The sequence below is a fragment of the Sphingobacterium sp. MYb388 genome, assembly GCF_037479535.1.
Taxonomy (GTDB): Bacteria; Bacteroidota; Bacteroidia; order Sphingobacteriales; family Sphingobacteriaceae; genus Sphingobacterium; species Sphingobacterium anhuiense.
Genome location: NZ_JBBGYV010000004.1, coordinates 1 through 23,293, shown reverse-complemented (window position 1 = coordinate 23,293; position 23,293 = coordinate 1). Strand labels below are relative to the sequence as shown.

At 36.2% G+C, this 23,293-nt stretch carries 27 protein-coding genes and 1 pseudogene; 12 read left to right on the top strand and 16 right to left on the bottom strand.

The window, feature by feature from the left end:
• Positions 1–43 precede the first annotated feature (43 nt).
• The 7 genes from WH188_RS13830 to WH188_RS13800 all read right to left on the bottom strand — a co-directional run bounded on the left by WH188_RS13830 (position 44) and on the right by WH188_RS13800 (position 5,396).
• Complete coding sequence (locus WH188_RS13830) at positions 44–448, bottom strand: DUF5675 family protein (RefSeq protein ID WP_339424134.1); 405 nt, start codon at positions 446–448, stop codon at positions 44–46.
• A complete protein-coding gene (locus WH188_RS13825) occupies positions 445–978 on the bottom strand; it encodes a DUF6266 family protein (RefSeq protein ID WP_339424133.1) in 534 nt (177 codons plus the stop codon). Before WH188_RS13825 ends, WH188_RS13830 begins: the two co-directional genes overlap by 4 nt.
• A gap of 57 nt (positions 979–1,035) precedes the next feature.
• A complete protein-coding gene (locus WH188_RS13820) occupies positions 1,036–1,680 on the bottom strand; it encodes a DUF6266 family protein (RefSeq protein ID WP_339424132.1) in 645 nt (214 codons plus the stop codon).
• 821 nt (positions 1,681–2,501) lie between these two features.
• Positions 2,502–3,221 (bottom strand): LytR/AlgR family response regulator transcription factor, encoded by a 720-nt coding sequence (locus WH188_RS13815; protein WP_339424131.1) that lies wholly within the window; start codon positions 3,219–3,221, stop codon positions 2,502–2,504.
• A gap of 3 nt (positions 3,222–3,224) precedes the next feature.
• Positions 3,225–4,154, bottom strand: coding sequence for a hypothetical protein (locus WH188_RS13810; protein WP_339424130.1), 930 nt, complete (start codon positions 4,152–4,154; stop codon positions 3,225–3,227).
• 117 nt (positions 4,155–4,271) lie between these two features.
• The gene (locus tag WH188_RS13805; RefSeq protein WP_339424129.1) at positions 4,272–4,988 is read right to left on the bottom strand and encodes a hypothetical protein; all 717 of its coding nucleotides are present in this window, start codon (positions 4,986–4,988) and stop codon (positions 4,272–4,274) included.
• Positions 4,989–5,270: 282 nt separating this feature from the next.
• Positions 5,271–5,396 carry a hypothetical protein gene (locus WH188_RS13800; RefSeq protein WP_339424128.1) on the bottom strand — a complete coding sequence of 42 codons (126 nt, stop codon included), beginning with the start codon at positions 5,394–5,396 and terminating at the stop codon, positions 5,271–5,273.
• A 271-nt stretch (positions 5,397–5,667) separates the two neighbouring features.
• Between WH188_RS13800 and WH188_RS13795 the strand changes: the two genes are divergently transcribed.
• Positions 5,668–6,210, top strand: coding sequence for a hypothetical protein (locus WH188_RS13795; RefSeq protein ID WP_339424127.1), 543 nt, complete (start codon positions 5,668–5,670; stop codon positions 6,208–6,210).
• Positions 6,211–6,264: 54 nt separating this feature from the next.
• Here WH188_RS13795 and WH188_RS13790 read toward each other — a convergent pair whose 3' ends face one another.
• The gene (locus WH188_RS13790; protein WP_339424126.1) at positions 6,265–6,618 is read right to left on the bottom strand and encodes a winged helix-turn-helix transcriptional regulator; all 354 of its coding nucleotides are present in this window, start codon (positions 6,616–6,618) and stop codon (positions 6,265–6,267) included.
• Positions 6,619–6,721: 103 nt separating this feature from the next.
• Here WH188_RS13790 and WH188_RS13785 point away from each other — a divergent pair, with 103 nt between their 5' ends.
• Positions 6,722–7,465: an SDR family oxidoreductase gene (locus WH188_RS13785; protein ID WP_339424125.1), complete on the top strand. Its 744-nt coding sequence runs from the start codon at positions 6,722–6,724 to the stop codon at positions 7,463–7,465.
• A gap of 591 nt (positions 7,466–8,056) precedes the next feature.
• Positions 8,057–8,308, top strand: coding sequence for a hypothetical protein (locus WH188_RS13780; RefSeq protein WP_339424124.1), 252 nt, complete (start codon positions 8,057–8,059; stop codon positions 8,306–8,308).
• Positions 8,309–8,341: 33 nt separating this feature from the next.
• On the opposite strand, the gene WH188_RS13775 is transcribed toward WH188_RS13780, so the two are convergent.
• Genes WH188_RS13775 through WH188_RS13765 form a run of 3 tightly spaced genes read right to left on the bottom strand, consistent with a single transcriptional unit; the run spans position 8,342 to position 14,555 of the window.
• On the bottom strand, positions 8,342–9,715 hold the full coding sequence (locus tag WH188_RS13775) for a RagB/SusD family nutrient uptake outer membrane protein (protein ID WP_339424123.1): 1,374 nt from the start codon (positions 9,713–9,715) through the stop codon (positions 8,342–8,344).
• A gap of 18 nt (positions 9,716–9,733) precedes the next feature.
• The gene (locus WH188_RS13770) at positions 9,734–12,937 is read right to left on the bottom strand and encodes a SusC/RagA family TonB-linked outer membrane protein (protein ID WP_339424122.1); all 3,204 of its coding nucleotides are present in this window, start codon (positions 12,935–12,937) and stop codon (positions 9,734–9,736) included.
• Between the two features lie 10 nt (positions 12,938–12,947).
• A complete protein-coding gene (locus WH188_RS13765) occupies positions 12,948–14,555 on the bottom strand; it encodes a TlpA family protein disulfide reductase (protein WP_339424121.1) in 1,608 nt (535 codons plus the stop codon).
• A gap of 970 nt (positions 14,556–15,525) precedes the next feature.
• On the opposite strand from WH188_RS13765, the gene WH188_RS13760 reads away from it, so the two are divergent.
• The 9 genes and pseudogenes from WH188_RS13760 to WH188_RS13720 all read left to right on the top strand — a co-directional run bounded on the left by WH188_RS13760 (position 15,526) and on the right by WH188_RS13720 (position 19,714).
• Positions 15,526–15,927, top strand: a complete 402-nt coding sequence (locus WH188_RS13760; RefSeq protein ID WP_339424120.1) for a hypothetical protein — start codon at positions 15,526–15,528, stop codon at positions 15,925–15,927.
• A 391-nt stretch (positions 15,928–16,318) separates the two neighbouring features.
• Positions 16,319–16,480, top strand: coding sequence for a hypothetical protein (locus WH188_RS13755; protein WP_339424119.1), 162 nt, complete (start codon positions 16,319–16,321; stop codon positions 16,478–16,480).
• Between the two features lie 127 nt (positions 16,481–16,607).
• Positions 16,608–17,033, top strand: a pseudogene (locus WH188_RS13750) (recombinase family protein); the annotation flags it as partial.
• A gap of 7 nt (positions 17,034–17,040) precedes the next feature.
• On the top strand, positions 17,041–17,256 hold the full coding sequence (locus WH188_RS13745; RefSeq protein ID WP_339424118.1) for a hypothetical protein: 216 nt from the start codon (positions 17,041–17,043) through the stop codon (positions 17,254–17,256).
• Positions 17,257–17,341: 85 nt separating this feature from the next.
• Positions 17,342–17,590 carry a hypothetical protein gene (locus WH188_RS13740; protein WP_339424117.1) on the top strand — a complete coding sequence of 83 codons (249 nt, stop codon included), beginning with the start codon at positions 17,342–17,344 and terminating at the stop codon, positions 17,588–17,590.
• Positions 17,591–17,617: 27 nt separating this feature from the next.
• Complete coding sequence (locus tag WH188_RS13735; RefSeq protein ID WP_339424116.1) at positions 17,618–18,502, top strand: hypothetical protein; 885 nt, start codon at positions 17,618–17,620, stop codon at positions 18,500–18,502.
• A 33-nt stretch (positions 18,503–18,535) separates the two neighbouring features.
• Complete coding sequence (locus tag WH188_RS13730; RefSeq protein WP_339424115.1) at positions 18,536–18,769, top strand: hypothetical protein; 234 nt, start codon at positions 18,536–18,538, stop codon at positions 18,767–18,769.
• 97 nt (positions 18,770–18,866) lie between these two features.
• A complete protein-coding gene (locus tag WH188_RS13725) occupies positions 18,867–19,127 on the top strand; it encodes a hypothetical protein (RefSeq protein WP_339424114.1) in 261 nt (86 codons plus the stop codon).
• Positions 19,128–19,150: 23 nt separating this feature from the next.
• Entirely contained in the window at positions 19,151–19,714 is a 564-nt protein-coding gene (locus WH188_RS13720) for a hypothetical protein (RefSeq protein ID WP_339424113.1), read from the top strand.
• A gap of 395 nt (positions 19,715–20,109) precedes the next feature.
• On the opposite strand, the gene WH188_RS13715 is transcribed toward WH188_RS13720, so the two are convergent.
• The 5 genes from WH188_RS13715 to WH188_RS13695 form a co-directional block, all read right to left on the bottom strand.
• Positions 20,110–20,499: a hypothetical protein gene (locus WH188_RS13715; protein WP_339424112.1), complete on the bottom strand. Its 390-nt coding sequence runs from the start codon at positions 20,497–20,499 to the stop codon at positions 20,110–20,112.
• Positions 20,500–20,544: 45 nt separating this feature from the next.
• The gene (locus WH188_RS13710; protein WP_339424111.1) at positions 20,545–20,865 is read right to left on the bottom strand and encodes a hypothetical protein; all 321 of its coding nucleotides are present in this window, start codon (positions 20,863–20,865) and stop codon (positions 20,545–20,547) included.
• 71 nt (positions 20,866–20,936) lie between these two features.
• Positions 20,937–21,329 carry a hypothetical protein gene (locus WH188_RS13705; protein WP_339424110.1) on the bottom strand — a complete coding sequence of 131 codons (393 nt, stop codon included), beginning with the start codon at positions 21,327–21,329 and terminating at the stop codon, positions 20,937–20,939.
• Positions 21,330–21,593: 264 nt separating this feature from the next.
• Positions 21,594–22,187, bottom strand: a complete 594-nt coding sequence (locus WH188_RS13700) for a Crp/Fnr family transcriptional regulator (RefSeq protein WP_339424109.1) — start codon at positions 22,185–22,187, stop codon at positions 21,594–21,596.
• 408 nt (positions 22,188–22,595) lie between these two features.
• Positions 22,596–22,793 carry a hypothetical protein gene (locus tag WH188_RS13695; RefSeq protein ID WP_339424108.1) on the bottom strand — a complete coding sequence of 66 codons (198 nt, stop codon included), beginning with the start codon at positions 22,791–22,793 and terminating at the stop codon, positions 22,596–22,598.
• Positions 22,794–23,293 lie beyond the last annotated feature (500 nt).

Below are 23,293 nucleotides of genomic sequence, written 5' to 3'. Positions count from 1 at the left end.
AAAGTAATTGCCTGTCACGGCATGAGTGACAAATACTGCGTCACTATTTAATAACCAAATACACCTCTTCCATTTTATCCCACATTCCATACACTAAAGCCTTCAGTTTCGCCAATGCTTTTCCGCTGAAATCACCTTTACCTTCACCAGTTAAAGTTGTGACCGGAGCGATACAACCTAAAAGCTCCTTTAGCGCATCATTTGCAGCATGTATCAGGATCGCTTCTCGTCCTAATACATGCGGAATACCGATCTGCTCCCCATGTCTTGGGTAACGGCGTTTCTCCAGTTTGTACTGACCTATTGGGATACAGCTTATGCGGGGGATATTATTACGATCTGGCAGTTCGATGGTATGGCAGATGAGCTCGCCTTTATAGGTAATAGTTCCATTTGTTCCCTTAGCTCCATAAATCCGTTGGAGCAGCAGGATATGTTTTGTTTTCATTTTGTTGAATAACCTAAATATTGAGAACGGGAATATTTGCTTCCCGAACGGTCACTAGCCATGAGGTACAGGTGTAGACCGTCGTCCTGAAAACCTTTCGGCAGCTGAACGATTATCTTTCCTTCCTGTCGGTGCCAGATCTGCTGATTCACAAAAGCATAACCTTTGTCAACCTGATAAGCACAAAGTGTAAGACAATCATCTCCAGCACTAAAGTCTGAAGGAAACCAATTGTGCAGCACTTCGATACGATCAGTAGAACGTACGATCTGCTCTACCCGAATAGATGCCAGTGCACCCTCGCTTAACATCACCTCTGAGGGATCAACCTGAGGTTGACCATCCTTTATTTTTATTGCGGTATGCAGCACATGCCCGAGCGCCAAAGCTGACGCAACCGATTTTTTACGTCTAGCCTTTTCGGCAAAACCCTTTTTGATCACCCCTTTCAACGGAGTCAAAAAAGCAACAGCCATTTTAAATGCAGTCCTTACGCTCTCCTGCGCAGGACTAACGATTCTTTTTGCCATATTTTAAAATACCTTAGAAAAAGGGTCAGACCGGATAGGCCTGACCCAGGGTTTTAATTAGTTAAGTAATACCTCTCCCAGATATACACTTTTTGATACTCTAGTTTTAGATCTATTGGTTAAAAACATCCAGGTGTGCACGATACCCATCTGAAGATGTTCTGAAATGATAAAGCTGATCTCCCCACTTGCCCGTGTACTCGGTGCCGGTGAAGACATGAACTCATCTTTTTCCGGATGATAAGCCAGCACGAAGACCATATCATCACCAAAAGTCTCAAAAGTATCATTGGCAGTCGGATCCCAGGTAAAAGTAAGCTCACCTGCGGCGTGCGCTACGGACACTGTGCCACCGCCATATAACGTACCATCCGAAATGCTGACCTTGGAGTAATCCAAGGAATAGGCCGGATACGTACCCGTAATGGCCTGCTTCAGATTAAACTGAAAAGCCGCATTGATCGGAGTTAAACGTTCCGTATTTTTACGTCCAAAACCGATTTTCAAAAACATATTGATGGGAAGCAGAAACCGCATCAATGTTCTAAATTTTTCCTGTTGCATCATCTGCAACTCTGAAGCGGGCTTTGATCTCTTTTTATAAAGTCCCTTGATATAGTTGATACTTTTCCAACTGCTTCCTATTACTGAGCCGGCTTTACCTTTAAAACCTCCATTTGCTCCATTTACGATTGTTCCCATATTTTTTTTAAATTAAAATCAACCTTGTTTTATACCGGTACTATCGATTGACATAACAAACATAAAACACTAAAAAACAATAACAAATAAGTGCACAACGAAAGACCGACACGTGACCGAACAGCATCGGATTTTTGACCGATACGTTGCCGACTTGAACAAAACTTTAGGTTAAAACCACTGCAAAATTCACTTAAAAACAGAGACATCAACAGGTAATTAATTCCTGACCAATTCCACCATTTTATCGGCTCGGCCTCGGGTGCGCTTCGGGATTTCATGCATGCCCGCCGATGAAATCCCAAAGCCAGGTCGAAGAAAACTGACGTAAAAGCAGAAGTTGGTTATAAGAAAATAAGAATCAAATCACTCTGAAAGATGAGTACAATTTTCAAAAAATTCGTCCCTCCAAAAGAGAGGGACGAATTGCAAAATGTAGTTAAGAATAGCAAAAGATCGGGCGATCCTTTTCAGCTATCCACGGTAACTATTCCGCAGACGCTCCACATCTATATCACGGAAATACCGTTTGTTTCGGGTGCGTTTGGCAACGCAGATATACCCGTCCCGTTGCAGACGGTAGAGCGTTTCTGTCGAAATACCCACGTAAGATTTGACATAGTCCGCATCCCGCAGCAGTACGTTGTCCTCCTCCATCTGCTCCCGGAGATCAAGATAGCTAGCCAACTTACGCTTGGTAGCTAGGAGCTCCAACAAGATTAATTTTTGGGCATAGGAATACACCGGGCTTATGAGAAAGCCCCTTAAATAGCGATTTTTACGCATAGTTATATAATTAGATTTATAAAAGAATAGACCGTTTATTCCAATTTATCATAGCCGCTGATATTGATTTTGCGACTCTTGCTGATCGGCAGTTCGGTTTCCGGACCCTCAGATAGAATCAGTGTACTTTTTTTCACTTTAACTGCGAATCTAAAATTGACAATAAATCCACGGTGGATCCGTACAAAATACGACTTGGGCATAATTTTTTCGATTCTGCCAATGGTAATACGCGCTGTGATCGTTTCGTCCCGGGTCACGATATCGACGTAATTATCAGCACTGGTAATATAGATGATGTTTTTAAAATGAACAATCTTCGAATAGCCATTTTTCACTTCAAACAGGTAATATTCCAGCTCGTACTGCGTATAGATATTGACCGAAACATTCATGACCTTTAAACAGCGCAGAAAGGAATTGGTGACATCAGCATATTTGGCCGGCTTCAGCAGATAGTCGACCGCAGCCAATTTAAATCCATCCAACGCAAATTCCGTATGAACGCTCACCAAAACAAGTGCAGGCCGCTCCTTTTCCGGCAATAAGGTATACAGCTCCAAACCTGAAATATTCGGCATTTCAATATCCAGAAATAAAACATCCGGTTTATTTTTAAGCAGGTACTTTGCGCCCTGTACACCATCATAAAAGACCTCAATATGACCTACGTCATCAATTTCCTTTAGATGTTGCACTAAGCTGTCGGCATCCGCTTTATTGTCATCAATGACTACAATTGTATATTTAGGCATATGTTATTTCAAAAATGATAATTTGACAATAAAATAGGTGTTATTTTCGATGGTATAATCCAGCGCTATGCGATCGTTTTTACACGATTCGTAGAGCCTATTGACCAATCTCAGGCCATTGCCAGTACCTCTTTTTATACTAGTTGCGTGAATCGTATTCCGTATTTCCAGCACAAGATTATCCGATTGATTGATCCAGGTGAGCATAATCGGATTATCTGTACCATCCATGCTATAGGCTACCGCATTTTCAATCCATGTCAACAGAGACAACGATGGAACAGAGCGGTTCCAGAACTGTTGCGATACATGTTCCTCCCCATGAATTTCAAAATGGCGGTCATAACATAAAGCTATCATGCGTTTTACAAAATACCATTCTTCCTCCAATGCTACTCTTACATTTTGCGCCACCAGCTTGTTGCTTATCGATTGAAAGAAATCCAGAACCTCCACATCTACCTCCTTTTTTCCTTTAGCAGTCAGTTGGTAGAGCCGACGTAAAAAATGATCCGACAGCAAACTACTATCTGCCCGGTCCCTCATCATAAGTTCGAACCGCGTACTTTGAATTTTCGTTTTTAACCACTTAAATAAGATGTAGTCTACACCGATCAACAGCAAAATAATTAACAAGCCCTGACCGATTTTCTGCATTAATACCCAATGGTGATGATCCTCCCAGGACGAATAAAAAACTACACCTATCGCAGGTAATAGGTTATAAAAATAAGATTTGACAACCCAAAAACTTCCCAAAACTAATAGCGAGCAAAGAACCAACCAAGCAAGTTGTCTTATACGAAAGCTCACACTCAAATGAAACAGCGCATAGCATATACAGAAATACAGGAGGTATGGCGTTACAAAAAGCGGAAAAACATACATTGGTTGACCTGTGAATGTACCGATATTGCGTATGTATATCACCATAAAAAAAATGGACATAAATAGCAAACAGCGATAATATAAATTATAAAGATATGTTGTGTTTTTAATACGTGTATACATTACGGGAAAAGGTTTATGATTAACCTAAATTACAAAATATTATTTATTCTTACAAACCACCTCAAAAAACCCTCTAGTAGCTATATCAAATAGGTATGCTTTATGACCCAAAGTAAAAGGCATTAACCAACTACCAGTGCTATTGATACTAGCAGATCGATTTTGCTTTTTGACCACTGTATACCGATGCAACAGTGTCCAATTTTCCCAAGCGGTCCAGTCGCCAGCAATCATCGCTTGAAAAGTTTGCTGCAATACCTCAAACGCTTTTAATAAGGCATCCTGCCGATTTTTATCTCTGGTGCTGAGCACTATTTGAGGTATCCGCATTTGCCATGATTGTTGGTCACCTTGTTGTCTCACTTCCATATGCGTGACATATACCGAGATGCCCAGACGTTGGGCTAACTTCAGCATATTAGTCCGCCAATAGAAATAATGTGCACCAAAGGCGATCCGCAACTTTCCCTCCCGATCCTTATCCGCATTATTTGCCAGGGACTCATGCGCATCTAAAAATACCACGACCATCCGCTTGGCCTCTACAGCTTGACAAAGCTTGCGGAGTACCATTGGATTTTGGGCATCCAAACACTCAAAACAATCTTTAGACAGCCCCATGCTGGCCAGCTCTCGCCGGTAATCAGTTTCTTCACGGAGCAGCACATCTGCCGATACCAAAAGTGTTACTTTGTAACCCATAGCCAGCAGGTATCGTGGCACTAAGCGATACGGACCATAGTGAAAGGTGAGCATGATCCCTGCTTCTAGGTCTACGCGCGGATCTCTCTCCAGATCTTCCTTTAATCGACCAAGATCCATTTTAGTATATAGCTTTTGGAATGCTTGTTTGTGCTCGAGCCACTGGTTATAGCCCTGTTGCAGATCCATTGTAGACCTGTCCGGGAAGAAGCTATGCACATTGCCAAGCCACAGCAGACGCTTCAAATTATTTTTTTCTTGTTCCTTCATATCTTCAGATTAAAAACCGATCCACCTACTGCTGCAGATGGATCGATTAGTGAAAAGTTCAATTCTTTAAATTGATACCGGCCAGCATTTGTCATCATCGATATCCCCTAGTATAGGTTCTTTATCCAGCAGGTCGAAGAAGGTGTAACCTTCCAATAAAATTTCATCACTAGTTTGCATGTCATTTTTCATAATTTTTAAATTTTATAGTAAACATTAATTCATCAGCTGATACCCAAAAATGCAGAAGATTTTGGCAAATATGGATTTGAGGGAAACATAGTTGATTGGCCACTGTGAATGGTTGCAGTCACTATAAAGCGTAAGTGAAGCAATCATTCATCCCTCATATTGAACCATTCACCCCTCATATAGGCTAGTTTTCCCTGAGTAGCCCTTTATAGCAAAGCATTGAATATCTTACAGGTCTTTTTTAGCCAGAAAACCATTATAAAATTAAGCCATGAGGAAAAGTAAAGAAGAGATTTTAGCCAGTTTTTTAAAGGACATCCATGCAGAATGGGTATCTGCCATACCTGAACTAACGGATGCATTTGAGGAGATCCGCTTTGTTAAGGGCGAGTACCTGACCAACAACTGGGGAGAGCTTTATCTCATTGCAGAGGGAATATTTGGAAAGTATGAAAAGAAATGTCCGGTACGGTATGCCGTTAGCGGCGAATCGCTGATGATCCCCAATCATAGACACAATTATCAGTTTATCGCACTGAGTGACTGCAGGACCTTCATGACCACACGGAAACAACTGTATGAGATCAACGCGAAAAACCCGAAGCTTTTCCAGATCTACGCGAGTCTCATGGACAAACAGCAGCAGTATCTCGATTATCGGGCAAATCTGCTTTCATTGCCCAATCCCGATAAATATGACTTTGTGTTTGACAAATATCCCGACATACGCCAATATATCAAGCACAAAGAATTAGCCCGATTTATGGGGATCGGTGAAGAGCTGCTTCGTCTTATGCTACGGGAAAGAGAATAACTTGTTAAATCATAATCAAGGTTTTCAAATTACACCTTAAAGGTCAAAACAGTTTTATTTACCTGTTATGACCCGACGGTGTTCCGTACCCCATGCTGCAAGGCTTTCAATAATAGTTCTCAGCGTATTGCCATAGTCCGTAAGCTGATAAACCACTGTCACAGGATGTGTATTGACAACGGTACGGCTTACGAGCTTGTTCATTTCCAGCTCCTTTAGCTCCTTACTGAGCATCTTGTTGGAAATACCACTGACATCGTTCAAAATATCCGAGAATCTTCTTTTATTGTAATAACAGACCGCAGAGATGATGGATATTTTCCATTTTCCATTCAAAACATCCATGGCATCATGTACAGCCCTGACCTGATTTTTACTAACCTCTTCCGTGCATTTATATTCTTCCATAAGTTACCTAGTTACTCAAATGTTACTGTTACTTTTAGTTACAAAGTTACTAAAATAAATAAAAACACAATACATTTGCTGCAGTAAATAAAACAATTCAAAAATGGATTTTAAAAATAAAAACGTCGTCATTACAGGTGGAACCACAGGAATTGGTTTCGCTACAGCTGCAGCCTTTATCGATGCTGGAGCAAATGTTTGGATAACAGGGAGAAAAGAAAATAATTTACAGGTTGCGGCTCGTCAGATTGATAACCCGAGATTAACAACCGTCCTATCAGACACATCAAATTTTGATGGAATCGCCGCTCTTGAAAAACTAGTCACTGAAAACAATATTAAGATTGACATCCTGTTTCTGAATGCCGGTATAGCAACCTTTGCTCCCATAGAGCAGGTCACTGAAGCCGACTTTGATGCACAGTTCAATACCAATGTCAAGGGACATTTCTTCACCTTACAAAAACTGATTCCCCACCTTCAAACAGGTTCATCCGTTATCTTCACCTCTTCGACCGTTGCAACAGCATCTAATTTAGGATCTTCAGTGTACTCCGCAACAAAAGGTGCATTAAATAAAATAGCACAGATCGCCGCCAATGAGCTAGCATCTAAAAATATCCGGGTCAATGTAGTCAGTCCGGGTCCTATCGAAACCCCTGGGCTGCAAAATGCGGTACCTCAAGAAGCGATGAATCATCTCGCTGCTGCTACTTCACTTCAGCGTATCGGCAAACCAGAAGAAATTGCAAACACGGTGCTTTTTCTAGCTTCCGATAAAGCAAACTTTATCAACGGAACCGAATTTTTAGTAGATGGCGGGTATATTACCTATGCCATGAAATAATAATAAAATTCAAATCTAGAACAAAGCCGCTGTATGTAAAACTACAGCGGCTTTGTTGTGTATAGTCCTAAAAAATATAATCCTGTACCCCACATGTCAGAACGCATTTAAAGCTTTTAAAGCAATAAATATAGAAAAAACCCCATTTATTGGGATTTTACACCCCACATTTTGGGCTACAATTCCCAAAACATAGTGTCTCATTTCCCAAAAAATAACAGAAAATGCTGTTGAAATTTGTAATAGCAGATCGGATGAAAGCATTTATGTCCGTCAAACTTAATCGTATCAGTACCATTTTCTTCCGATCTGCTCACTAAAAAAACAAATTATGAAACAGTACAAGAAAAAATTTGCAACCTTCCCCATTAATTGGATTATTGGGTTTCTAGGAAATCAATGTCCGCATTATTGAAAAGCTTCGTTATGATAAGCTCGAAGCTCACAAAATAATAAGCTTATCAAATAACCAAATTTAAGAATTCAAAGCACTTAAGTGCATTACTAGTTATGATTACATTAAAAAACACGCGACTATTTGTCGCCACTTTATTTGCATTAATTTTAGGAGCATTTTACGTAGTAAATGCAATGGACAAACAAATCGAAACAGAAGAGCCTAAGTTGTCAACCAAGTGGTATTTTCAGGGAAGCTCTCTAGCAGAAGCTGAGGATGCATCGAACTATTCGCAGACTCCTCATCCTAACTGTAACGTGGGTTCAGCATTACCATGTGAACTTCCAGTAGAAAATGCACCTGATGAAGAATCACTGCAAACCTTTTTAGACGGAAAATCGGGTTCCGATATTCGAGATATATATGCTGCCTCAAAGCGTAATTAATAATCTTATATAATTAGGGGCAAAACCCACGAGTTATCGTGGGTTTTGTTGTATTCCAGTCAGTAAAATAATATCTTCTGGAATTGCTAGAGCGTATCTCTTATCATTTGGTTTAAGTATAAACTCGTTACCCCCAATAAAACGCCTCAAACTTATATTCTGTCCCTCTTTATTCAATCTTTTAATATCCATCCATCTAAGTCCACGCATCAAGAGTTCTTTCCGTCTTTCTTTTAAAATTACAGCAAGTGCCTCGTCTGCATTATGTATTTTACCTTCTATCAATGGATCATCAACATAGCCCACTTTCCATCTTTTAACCATTAACTCACGTAATGTAGCTAGAGCCTCTAGGTATTTGCTTTGTCTTGCTAATGATTCGGATTTTATAAGTATGATTTCATTAGTAGAAACTCCACCGAACAAGGTCAAATTTCCACTATAACTGCCTCTGAAATGAACGGTTCCATCATTATTTTTCTTAAAGTAAAGCTCTTTTCGGAGGTCACCTTCTTTATATTGACTATATAACTCATCAGGGATTCTAGCAATATCCGGTTGTAGTATATTCGTTGGCATACCGATTACCGAAAAGATAATACTTTCACCATTAAACTGGCTAAATGGGTATTCAGGTGCATTACTAATTTTATTGTAGTCTAACAAAATATTATAGTACTGCAGGCAAGAACTTGCGGCAACTTCTGCTTGGTCATACTTACGCATCCATAAATAAGTACGAGCTAAAAGTCCGAAAGCCGCGGGCTTGGAAGATCTGATCACATGCTTTGGGGTAATCGGTAATAAAATCGTTGCCTGCTCTAAATCACTTAAAATTACATGGTATGTTTCCTTAACTGAACTACGTGTTGTCGGAATGTTAAAATCTGTTTTCTGCCTTATTGGAAGACCTAGATCGTTCTGGGCCGATTGCTCATCAAAGGCCGGAAGAAACAATGCCGCCAGCTGAAGCATAGATTTAGCTCGCAGATAATATGCTTGCCCTTTGATATCGTCATAGCTATTTCCATTAGCTGAATTCCGCTGAATTTCCTGTATACGTTCCAACACAGTATTTGCCGAGTATACCGAAGCATAGCTGTAAGTCCAACTATTGCTCCGGTCTTCAAAGATATAATCAGCCTCCCAAGTATACATCCGTCTATATTGTTCACTTGTCAATGACATATAATCCTTTTCAGTAAGATAATAGTCGTCACTGCTCACCTCTCCCTCTCCAGGATCTGAAAACACATTTCTTGAAGCATTATCTAAGATAGATTGTAGATCCATGAGCGTCGTAGGAACTACAAGCTTATTATCAGACTTCTCTTCCAGTATTTTGTTGCAAGAATAAAAGCTAACGCATAGCATTAATGCGATTATCATTTTTAAGATATGTTTCATATTATCTTATTTTAGTAATTAGAGATCTAGTTTTAAGCCCAGCGTAAAGCTCGTTGGAGTTGGCATATAATAATCCATGTAATAGGCGTCAGGATCAATTTTCTCCTTATTTGCTCTCCATATCACACCTATATTGTTCACATTGAAAAAAGCCTTGATATTTTTAAGATAAAGACTCGTGGCTATACTTTCAGGAAAGCTATATGTTAAATTGATATATTGAAATCGGACATGATCTCCTTGACGAATCAGGGGCTCACTTCCTCCATAAAATGCATCCCGTTGCGTAGAGGCGGGATATGTCATTGATGGTACATCTGTCGATTGCTCATCTCCAATATGTTGCCATCTATTTGCAAAATCCTCATTTCCAATCCATCTCGAATAAAGATTCTGATAGTTGATTGATCTTTTCCTAAAGTAGTACCCCATTTTATAAGAAATACTCAGACTTAAAGTAAAATCTTTAACCGAAAACGAATTGAGAAAAGAACCAAAATAAGTAGGCAGTGCCGATCCAAAATAAACAAGGTCATCAATCTTGGTACCATTCCCTACCAATGCACGATAGTCTGTACTCACCTCTCCGTTCAAATACCCTCTTGGATCTCCGGTATTCGGATCCAACCCTGCCCATTTGTAAGCAAAGGTAGAGTATACTGGTTTCCCTTCTATTCCAGAAATGGGAACAGCAGAGGAAAGAAAACTACTTGCTGCTTGTGTACCGAGATGATATTCGGTCACTTTATCCTTATAAATACTAAAATTTAAAGTACTCTTCCAGTTTAAATAAGATTTTTTTAGATTAACGGTATTTAGTTGGATATCTAATCCCTTGCCGGTCATTGAAGCAGTATTTTTTACTAAAGTTGAAATCCCTGTTGTATAGTCGAGCTGTGAACTGCCAAAAAGATTACTTCCATACTTTTTGTAAATATCTAAACTACCGCTTATCCTGTCATTTCTATTTGCGAAATCTAGCCCAAAATTTAAGTTTTTAACTGTCTCCCATCTGAGTTCAGGATTGTTATAGTTAACAAAAATTGAGAACGGATCGCCAGTATAGGGTGAATTATTCAAATACTGGATCGTAGTGACCGCACTCATTGCTGGATCAATATTTCCACTTGATCCCATTGTACTACGGATCTTTAGAAGTGAAAGCTCATTCAGTTTGAACCAAGATTCATCGGAGAGTTTCCAGGCAACTCCCACAGACCAAAATGGATTCCATTGGTCATTAGTTCTTAAGCCAAAGAGATTAGAAGCATCTCTTCTTGCACTCAATGTGACGAAATATCGAGATTTAAGATTATAGGCGAAACTTCCGAAAAATGAAAGGAAGTTATTATGAAACTCAGAAATACTGGAATTATCTTTGATAAATTGTCTGCTTCCCGTAATTAGATGCGCATATTGAGTCTTATAGTCTACCGTTCCAAATGTGAGGATATCTTTATTAAAACCATATAATCTATTTGCATTACCCGTGCTGCTTCTTGTCAGTAACTCCGCTCCTATCAGCAAACTGAATTCATGTCGTTTCCACTTATTTAGATAAGACAACTGTCCTCTAAAATTATTGGAAATTGAGTTTGAAAAACTATTATCCAATATTCCACCTACAGGGATGTTATGTTTCAACCCACCATTGCTATTGATCTCAGTAAAACTATTGATCAAATCGTGGGTATAATAGCTATCAATATCATTATTCAGTCTATTTTCACCGGACTGTTTCTCAAATTGATATTTAAATGATAATTTCAGATCTCCAATAGGCTTGTAATCAATGCCTACATTAATCAATAGGTCGTTCACTCCATTCTCAGATCTAGTATGTTTATGATCTTCAAGAGGATAGTAATTCCAGTCCAACAAATTGTATTGATCGACTATATTATCGATAAAAGATTGTCGATAGACTTTTCCTATAGCTATAGGATTACCCATTTCATCTGCAAAAGAAGTATATGGTAGTATGCCGCTAGCGTTTTGTATGATAGCGCCATATCTTGGTCTGCCGCTACGCTGTTGCTTTTTAGTGTATAAAAGTTCTGTACTTAATTCCAGCGACGCTATAGGTTTATAGCTTGAAAAATTTCGGACATTTATTCTTTCAAAATTAGCATCCAAAACATCTTTATTGCGGTCATACCCTATGGATAACAGGTTGGAAATCTTATCAGCCCTTGCACTTAAGGAAAGCATATGTTGCTGATTGACGGAGTTTTGATACATATATTTGGAATAATCATTTCTGACATCACGATCTCTTAATTTATCAATATCTACATATGCCTTAGACCTTTCGCCCTTTTCATTTTGATCATTATATATCAACCTTTCCACTACAGGCGACAAGAGCATTTTATTGCTAGAATTTATCCATGAATTATAATAGCCGTTTTCATACAGCATCAACTCCGCATCAATAAAATCAGTCGTTGAAATATTCGGTATGGAGAACAGATCAGGTTTATTTCCAAAAGTTGTATTGGAGCTAAAGTCTATTCCAAATGTCTGTCCTTTCTTTCCTTTTTTGCTGGTGATCACAATCACGCCATTGGCGGCTTTTGCCCCCCAGATGGATGAAGCTGAAGCATCTTTAAGAACTGTAATACTTTCTATATTGTTCGGGTTTATGTTGTCAAGGTCCCCATTGTACGGAAAGTTATCCAGCACAATCAAAGGTTCTTTTGGTCCACGAATTGAACTGATTCCTCTTACCGTAATTCTACCTCCAGCATTTGTACCTCTATCCACCATGATTCCGTTGGTGACAGCCTCCAGTCGGTCAAGTATATTAGTACTAACCTGCTGTTCCAATAGTTCAGGACCTATTTTTGTGAATGAACCTGTAGTTTTTTCTTTTGACAAAATCTCATATCCTGTATTGACCTGTACCTCATCCAATACCGCTTCATTTTTCGTCAATCTGAACGTGCTATTATCTTTCAGAGCTTGTAATTGAACTCTGAAAGGTATAAATCCAATATAATTTATTGTTAGAATGGTGTCCCTTAAGTTGGTCTGTACTGAAAAAGCACCCGATTTGTCGGTACTTGTCCGCGTTTTACCATCTATTAACACTGTTGCTCCAAATAAGGGTGTCGTATCAAGATCCGAGATTACCTTTCCATTAATTATTCTTTGTCCCAATGCAGTTGTCCAACAAAATACTAAGTATAGGACAACTATGCTGCTGTATTTTTTTAACATGATTCAGTATTTAATAGTCAAGGTCTATGTTGTCCGTTAAAATAAAGGTGTTCAATGATCTAACTGTCTGTTGGAGTCCAAGTCCATACTTAGCTAATTCAATTTGTAGTGCCTCTAAAGATGTTATCTTTTGATCAAATACTATATCGACATTATACTTGATGCCCGTAATATCCCATATTGGCAGCTTTATAAAATCCAGATCTTCGGTCCGAATAATAAAATTTTGAATAGGTTGATTGCTAAGCTCTGATCGATCATGACGAAATAGGGTGTTCTTTCCTTTGCCCCCTTTTGAGATCAGAATACGAGATCGGACAGAATCAGTAACGACCAATGTAAGACAATCTCGTTCTTTAGGTACTATCCTTCCATAATAGCCGGAGTAACTATTCAGTGTCTTCAGCATATCGGAGTACAGAGTGGATGACCTAGCAGGTGGGTTTATAAAATCGAAACTATACTCCCCTTCTTGTATGAGCGACTGATCTTTGACAGATAAAACAATTCTTTTACCCGTATAACGATCGTTCAATTCTTCAAAAAGTGCTCTAGCGATGCCTTCGTACATTAGTAATAAGGAGGTATTGGTAAATGATCTTCCAATGACACTATTATTATCATATCTAAATTTACTTCCCTGCGGGTATCCTCTAAAACTTCCTTTTGTCAATATTGAATAATGCATTAAAGGATTTTGTGTTGGATAGTGCTCCGATAAAAACAAAGGAGACTGAATATCCATATCATATTTATTGGATGCTGGTGTCGTTCCATTCTGAATGAATTCCTTGATGGAGGATAGCGATACAGATTCGCCAGAAGTAATGGCCGCAACCTTCCGATCAGCGGTAATCCATACATAGTGCGGAATCATTTTGTGCGGAAAATAAGAAGCCAGTAGCTTACTATCAAAAGTGGTAAGCAACTTATAATCATTTTCACCCCTTTTTTCGAAAAATTTTTCCACCCTCGTTTTAACATCCTCTGTTGCCCCTATAATAACAACTTCCCCATCATAATCTTGCTGAATTTTTTGCAGTTCACCGAATTTTTCGATACAGCTGCCACACCATGTGGCCCAAAAATCTAACAGTATTAGCTTCTTGTTACTATAATCACTTAACTTAATACTCTTTTTATCTTCAAGCTCATTAATGACTTGTATTGGCATATCCCACAGCTCATCAGGGACAGTATCACCAACTTTAAGTGGAATAATCTTATCAAGCCCATTCACCCCGCTGTCCTTGCGGGGTGTCTGAGCTGATAAACATAAACTATGAAATACTGCGAGGATCATGATACAGGGTATCGCAATTACTTTAACGGCCTTTAATAAGCATAAGAGCAGATTAAAGGCATGGAGTATTGGAGAAAGCAAATAACAAACGGGTACTTGCTTCAACCAATCTATTTCTAAGGGTGTAACTTTATAGGTGCTACTCCCTCCTTCAGAAGAATTATTTCTGTCGTATATTTTTTTGAGTAAAGGACTTTTCAATGTGTTTATATTTTGGTTTGTTTTGGATTGAAGACCAAAAAATAACACTGGATTTAGGACAGTATTTTCCCTTCGGGATAGCGCATAGCTTCCCTTATTGCATTTTTTTTGCATTACCTTAAGGTTTACATTGAAGGAGGATTAGAAGCTAATATTTAGGCAATAAGCATCCTGTTCAACCGCCAATTGGTTAAAAAAATAAGAATGAAAAAAATGCAGTTATACTGTATCATCAAGGTTATAGCGGGTCTTCGTGATTGCATTTTTAATTAAAGAACAAAACCGACTTCTATAATATTAATGTATTACGATAAAATCTTAACGAACATTATTTGCTTTACTAAAGGAAAGGTGTTACATTTAAAGTGTCAAGAATGAATGTAGACCTCCGATCCTCTTTTTGTTGAAGCATATCATGATGCATGAATAAAATAAAAGTCGGAAACATAAAACCATTAAGGGATGGTAAAAAGCTACTATTAACCTATCAAGAGCTCGCTATACTTAGTATCAGCTTGGTCATAACACCATGCTTTCTACTGGTTGAGCACCTTTTGATTTGGAATAAGCTTCCACCTAGCCTATTTGACATTATGTTTAAATTTTAGCGAGCTATTGTGGCGCGCAAATGATGCTCTTTAAAAATTGGTAATGTGAGAACCGAAAACCTTGATCCTGGATTAGGTTTGTGGTGGTTCTTTGATTGGTTTTGATTTGTTTCATCATAATCTTAAAAGGTTATTATGAACAATATTGATCTCGAAGAAAAGTCACCTCAAAAAAACAAGGGGTGATTCACACTTTAGGCCCGAGGGTGACTAGCCCTTTGTCTAAGTCTACTCGAGACTCTTGACTCAACCTCCTAAAGTTAACGTGAACCACCCACATGCTTTAATATAAAGAATTACAAATGTAATAAACTTTTTTGAGCATGGGGCGATTGCACGGTTCTCTCGAAGGAATTAGTCGTTTCGGGTCGAGATACATCGTTCACAAAGGCAAATGCCAATGTTTTTTTAATCGCTTAATCAAAAATACAAATAACTATTTAAAGTACCAAACATATGGTACATAAAAATTTAATATGCGACAATTATTTGAAACTAGTGCTATCTTCAGAATAGAATATGAGCTTATCATAAACATCCAAAATTTCAGAGAAAAAACTGGATGGTCACAAAGGGTTCTTAGTTCGAAAATGGGCTTAGCCGAAACATTTGTAGGAAAATGTGAATCTTTAGATCAACCTGAAAAATATAACTTAAGACATTTAGGAATTCTAAAAAAAGTTTTCGCGTTTAAAAGTTTAGATGACTTTTTTCCAGATGGAATTCCTAAAGATGAACAAATCATCATTAAGTACAAAAAAGTACCTAAAAAGAAGGCTGACGGCAGCGATTCTAAATTAATGGATAATGTAGTCGTAGAAATAGTTGTTGTCGATGGTGAAACAAAAGCAGAGGTCAATAAGGAGAATAAGAGATAAAAATAATTACATAACAAACCCATGATAAGCTAAAAACCTTATCTTATGAAGATATCATCAATATTAACGACGTATATCGTCTGGAGTGGCTGCACTGCAATAGGACTGTATAGAGTAATTAGAAATCCTGATGAAATATTTGTATGATGCGGATCACTTCCAGCTGCTATATGTGAACAAAATAAGCACCTAAGGAATAGTTGCTGTCATCAGAGAGTCTAATGATAACAACGCAGCACCTCCAGAAACGAGATAAAACATTCAGATAAAACTAGGCCCTAAAATATGAATTCTATATTTTTATCAATACATAATTCTAAACTTCATTCTGTTAGTTACATGTGTTATTGGAGCGATTATAATAAAGCGTATTAGAAAAAAAAAGGAAGAGATGAAAAAAAAATATATTGAATTAGCTCTGAACTTGGAAAGATCGAAAAAACTTTATGAAAAGCTAGGAGCTATTTCTGAAGGGCTAAAAAGTTTGGACTCCCCGACTATATCACCAGAAATTATAAAGAAAATAGATAAAATAAATTTCGATGATGTTTAAAATTACCATTGAAAAAAGTTAACAACAACCTGTCCAAGTGTATATAAAATGTGTCGTAGAAATAGTTGTTGTTGACGTTAACAAAGTAAGCGGTTTAAAGCCCTAAGAACCTAACCCTCAACTACATAAAGTACTGAACTTCGTCCGGAAAGGTGATACTTTAACGGTTTGGAGATTGGATCGGCTTGGAAGGAATACAATAGGTTTGATTAAGTTTGTTACTGAACTAAACGAAAAAGGAATAGATTTGAAATCTATTCCTGAAAACATAGATACAAGTTCAGCATCTGGTAAATTAATTTTTCAAATTTTTTGCGTACTCGCTGAGTATGAAAGAAACGTCCTTATTGAACGTACTAATGCAGGTTCAAAATCTGTAAGAGAAAGAGGGAAAAATGGAGGTCGGACAAAAGGAATGACCGCAAAGTATATAAAGATTGCCCGATTAGTAAAGTCTTCATACGAAAGTAAAGAATTCCTAGTTGAGGAAATTATGACGGCTTTTAATATTGGAAATAAAACTAGGTTTCATAAAATTATTAATCTCAAATAACAACTCAATGGAAAAAAACGACATAAATTTATGTGATGCTTGTAAAGCTCTTTTAGGAAAGAAAAGACATACCCCTCCACATAAATATTTAATTCAAACCAATTTTCTGGAAGTCAAATCACAGTTCTGCAATGTAGATGAATATTTTTACACCTGCAGAACATGTTCTAAAACTTGGTTGCTTGAAAAGGGAACTTATGGCCAAGGATGGGTATACAACTAGATAATCTCAGAAAACGATAATTGCCCAGCTGTAGATCTTCTGCAAAACAACAGTGAAGAACATAACAACTAAATCTCAAAAAACGATGGAAATACAAACCGAAGAATTATTACAAGCTGTAATTAAAACCCTAAAAAAAAGAGGAAAAGTCTTGCCTGATGATCTGTTAGTGCATGGATCACTTTTATTCAATTTGAATGGTTATCATATCACACAAAAGGACTTAATAATAGCATTAAAAGACTATATTGAAAATGGTCATTTTCAATACACTGATCACAACAATATCCATATTACTCAATATGGAATAGAAATGTTAAAACTTAATTCTTAATCGCAAAAAACAATAAAATATTAAATTATGGGATTTTTTGATTTTTTTGCAAAAAAAACTAAAACTACTCAGGTTTTAGTTAAAGAATTACCTAAAGATAATCTGTATATTCCAACTGAAAAAGAAAAACTACTTTTTCTAGATATGGTTAAGGGGAAAAGAGTTGATCAAATTTTTTTTGGGAATACATCTTTAATTCAAGAATATAAAAGGAATTCGTTAAAAGATTGGTTGTACAATTCTGTATTAGGACACTTAATCGAGATATCTTCTGGTAATGAATCGATAGCGATTAGTGTTAGCAAAAATGAATTAGTGAATATTTGTAAAGACCTTAATTTCCCTATTTCAGGTAACAAGATAAATCTTGTAAATAGGATAGTTGAAAGGGATTCACATTATTTTGATAATCATCAAATTGATGACTGGTTTGTAATTACTAAAAGTGGTAAAGAAACTTTAGACGATTTTAAACAGAAAGAGAATCATGTCAAAAATGAGATGAAAGAAAAAGTTTTACAATGCTTAATTGCACATCAAGAAATCAAGGCGATTGATCTTGTTGTAGAATATCGAAATCAATATCCTTTTAAAGATTCGGGTTTTTTCCTTGTTTTCTCTAAAGAGAGTTTAATTGAAATAATCAATCAAATTAATAAATCTGATGTTTTTCATAATTTAGGATTTTCACAGCAAGAAGTTGAATCTCTCAAGTTGCTGTACTGTCGTCATTATTTGTTAACAGATGTTTTTATTGAAGATGAAATTGAAAAAATATCTTCCGGAGCATTGGCGTTGATCAAAAAATCAAGGCTGATAAAAAATAAAGATTTCCCATTAATCGACCTCAATAATCTACTTCGAGGATATAAAGTCAAAAAGTATATTGATAGTAAACAGTCAAAACTTTAAATTTAATCAGTTATAATTTCAAAAAATGATATCATGAGCAATAAAAAAGATATATTAAAAGCGGTAATAAAAGCATTAGCAGCAACTACAGCACCTAGAGCTGGAAATATGGTCGTGCTAGGAATAGTTAATTCTTTCTCTACAATCGGTCACATTTCTAATGTAGCATTAAACGAAGGGCTATCTGAATATATCAAGCAAGGTTATTTTGAAATTGTAGGCGAAAAGATAAAAATTACAGCGTTAGGTGTTGAAACATTATTTTAATCTCAAAAAATGATGGGTTAATTCTAAAGCGTTAGTATGGACATATAATATACAATAAAAGAACAAGAGAATAAGTAAAAACAATTATAAACACTTTATGAAACAGACTCCATATCAACGAGGTAAACCACTTAAACCATACAAACCTAGAAATCCGTATGCTGCAGCTAAAAATTCATATTCAAATCGTAGAAGAAATGAAGAAGCTCAAAGAATAAAGCAAGAAATGATTAATAACGGAACTTGGGATGAAAACGATTATCAAAACGCAAAAATAGTCGCATGGATAGTTATATTTATCATAGCAGGAATAATCCTTTATATTAAAATATCAGATGTAAATAGTCGTTATGAATAAACCTTTTTTAAAATCATCTCACAATGAAAGAAGCTATTAGAGAGAAAATAAACGAATTGATAAATAAAGGGATAGAGTCAGAAGCCGAATGTGTTTACCTCCTATCACAACTTAGAAAGTATCGGGAGCAACAATCTATATCTGGTTACCACAATTTATCTATGTGCATGAATTGGGCATTGCATAGCAGTATAGATAGAGGAGCTGTTAAAAACCTTTTGAAAGACATTCATGATTTTTTAGCATATAAAGACGCTAAAAGCGATAATTTGAATTTTGACGGATTCGAAGAATTGCAGAATAAACTATTGTTTGTACAGCCGTTAAGGGTCGAACTGCTTAAATTTTTGGATACGAATGGATTTGATATATCAATATGTATTGATACAGATAAATATGAAATGTTTCTTCAGTTTTTTGCAAGAGTAATTGAGGACACTCCATTGCTGTTTACAACTAAAACACAATCAGTCGAATTTTCCCAAATCTCTGTTTCAAAAATTTCAGATTTCGATGAACCTATAAAATATAATTGGATAATCACTAGTGATAAAGCTACTATAGAATTAAATCCCTTCAGTAATTAGTCTCAAAAAATGATAGTTTAATGGTAAACTTCAAAGTAACAGGTAAAAAAAGGTACTTATTAAAAATGAGCGAAACACTTGCTACCTGATCAGAAATCTTAAGCTTCTCTTAATTCCACAAAAAATTGATAATTAATGCTAACGCTAGAGTATCCGGCCTACGAACTATATATTTGATTGTTGGATGATTTGTTTATAGTTCTGTGGGAATAGGTCTTTTAAGTAAAGGACAGCAGAGGGTAGTTATGTGTTTGAAATAAATGATGAATTCGGAATATTATGAAAAAACATCCTACTCATAAGGAGCTGATTTTCAACATTTAAAGATGAAGATTCAAAGACCAATCTCTTCACCATCAACTATTTTGTAACTTAAACTTTGTCAGTGAAATAATTTAATTAACCTGATATTTAATACTATTAGCGATCTCTTTCTTCCGTTTTTCAATCTCCACTTCACTTTTGTATGGAAGTTTATATCTTGGATCATTTTTGTCTAAATAACTATGATAACGCCAAAAAGCTAAAGGATTTTTCCAAAATAATCGACATAATACAGTATCTTCTGCTATCAATTTCTCAGGATCTATAGATTCTTTAAATCCTTTTTTGATTGCAACAATATTGTTTCCTACTCTATCTATAACATAAAAACTTCCTGAAGCATCAGCATATTTATAATGTGTTTCATCTACAAGCCAATCAAATGTATATCTTAATGGAGGAATATTACAGAGAAAGATAATGACGATTAATGACGTTAAAATATAATATCGTTTTTTCATTTTAATTAAAATTAGTAGAATGTGATGACCTCGCTCAATGACTTTTCATTCCATATATTCAAAATGTATAGAATTCACCAAATAATTCTTCCAGCGCCAAAAACACAATGGATTAATTTTATATAAACGGTATAGCTTCCGGTTTTCTTTAGCAGGAGATGTCTCTTTAATAAATTCATTAAAACCAAAAGTCGAGAATCCAGGGCTTTTAAAAGAGAAATCCTGAGTTATGACATATGAACCATCTAAGTTAGCATAGGTAAAATGCCCCTCATCTAATCGATGAGCAATATACTTATTGATGAAAGGTAAATTAGGAATCAGTAGTATACTGATAATCAAAGCAAGGATTGTTTTCTTTTTCATAGTTATATAATAACATGCAGATGCTCTTTTAGATCTCTTCTCTGAAAAGAGTTTACTATTTAAAGTTGATCCTAAAAATCTTGATATCTATTTTCAGGATTGTAAGGAATCCTGTTAGGTTCTATCTCTTTCCATGATTTATAATCAAAATCTTTGCTTGTTAAGAGATAATGAGACCATCGCCAAAAGCATATTGGATTAATTCTGTAGAGCCGATATATTTTTTGATTCTTTTTTTCTGGATGAGTGTCTGCTATGTATCTATCAATTGCCCTTTGACTAATAGATGGAGATTTAAAACTGAATGTATCATGATTGGTATAGGATGCATCTGCGTTAGAATATTTAAAGAGGTCCCCATCTAAACTATGAAGTAGGTAACCGTTGACAAAAGGTAGATTACTCATGAAGCCTGCGATCAGGTAAACATAGATAAATCTTAATAAGTATTTTTTAGTTTTCATATTAATTAGAGTTTGTTCTAGTAGCTGGTTGGTCAGTGATAAACAACCTTGACTTATTTAGTTATCATTAATCGATCTGATCATGTTATAGTTTATTAAAGAAAATACTGCATATTTTTCATTCAAGAATAACTATCGTTCCTGTAATGCCGAACGTCCTTAAATCTACATTAGAATGAATGACACTAAATTAAGGGTAGTAAAACGATATCCTTTTGACAAAAGGCAAAAAATATAAATAGTTGAAAGAGGGGGAATTTAAGCTTAGATCTTTGCTCGAATCCTGCTTAGGGTAGATTGTGTTATTCCTAAATAGGATGCAATGTATCCTAAAGGTATACGTCTTAAAATTTGTGGTTTTTTAAGTATTAATTCATGGTATCGTTCCTTTGCAGAGAGCATACGGAGAGAGTTAGCTTTACTTTCGCTTCGGATATAATATTGCTCGGTCAGAAATCGACCTATATAATTAAACTCCAAATGACTTTTATAAAGATGTGTCAGTGTTTCGTAGGAGAGTTCTAATGTCACACAGTCTTCCAATGCTTCAATCGCCTCAAAGCTTTTTTTCTGGCTATAGAAGCTATAGACTGAAATAGCCAGCTCTCCTTCTGTCAGCAGCCAAGAAGTATGTTCCTCGCCCTCCTCATTCAAATAATAGGTTCTTATACAGCCCTCAAGTATAAAATATATTGATCTATTTATTTCGTTTAACTCAAGCAAGTGAGCCTTTTTATTAAACCTGGTAATCTTGCTATGTTCACGTATGCTTTTTTCAAGCGCTTCACTCATCGGGTAAATGCTATTAAAGACCTGCATGACTTGTGCGTGCGCCTGGTTAAGATCTATTTTTGTCATATTAAAAATTAAGGTTTATCAATCGTAACTATCAGCTATCGGTATATAACTTAAATATAGTGAAGAAATTGCGAATGACAAAAATTGGGATGTAGCTATTTTTTAACTGATCTTTTAAATTTGTTGAGTAATTGTCCCCTAATAAGCTTTGCACTTCTCTTTGGGTAACAAGACATATTAGTGTAAAGAATAATATTATCTGGCAGCTTAGAAGAGCAGAAAAGCCATATCTAAGCCATTACTAATATGGCGGTTTCCACTGTAAATCACTTATATTATTTTAACACATTTATAATAAAATGATAAGCTATCCATCTTTTTTAAAGTAATTACTGCCCAAAGTAATAAAAGAAGTCTGCTCACAAAATGAATTCTTAGAGAGATTATGGAGTACACTTAATCAACCAATCACCTTTTCAGTAGTTCCAACTCCCCTGCTATAAGATCTTGCCAACGAGCAAAACCTTCTCTGATAATCTCTTCACCATTCGCTATAGTAAATAACTGAGAGATACTAAAGGCAGACTCACGGATCCCTGCAATCTGTCTAAAAGTTAGCTGTGCTCTGCTTTTTGCAGATTTTACTGCTTCAGGATAATGGTACATTCATCGCAATTAGTATTTATCGTTTTTGCCTTATCCCAACAGGGTTGACATTTCGAACTTAAATCCGTTTACCGTAAAGTGACCTTACAGAGCCCTCTCCTGCTTTAATTCAATATTGAACAGGATGAATACGAAAGAATCTCGATCAATCGGTTATCCTATAGTGCGCGCATCCATATTGTTAATAAAAAAGAATTAAAATCAAACCATTTCTAGCTAAGTTTTTCATTATTTGAATTGTCAAATTGATAGATGAGTTAAAATAAAAGGTGTTAAATAACCAGAACCTTAAAGTGTAATTAAAGCGCTCAAAAGTGTAATTTTTATTGATATGCCCATAGCTACATTTGTATCGGTGTAACGATAGCTTAGCCGGCATAAGATATAGCACCTATAACACATAATTTTAACATAATTTTTTTTAAGATGAAATTCATAAAATTTTCTTTACTGACTCTTCCTCTTTTAGTGTGCTCTTTAAACAGTAATGCACAGGAAAG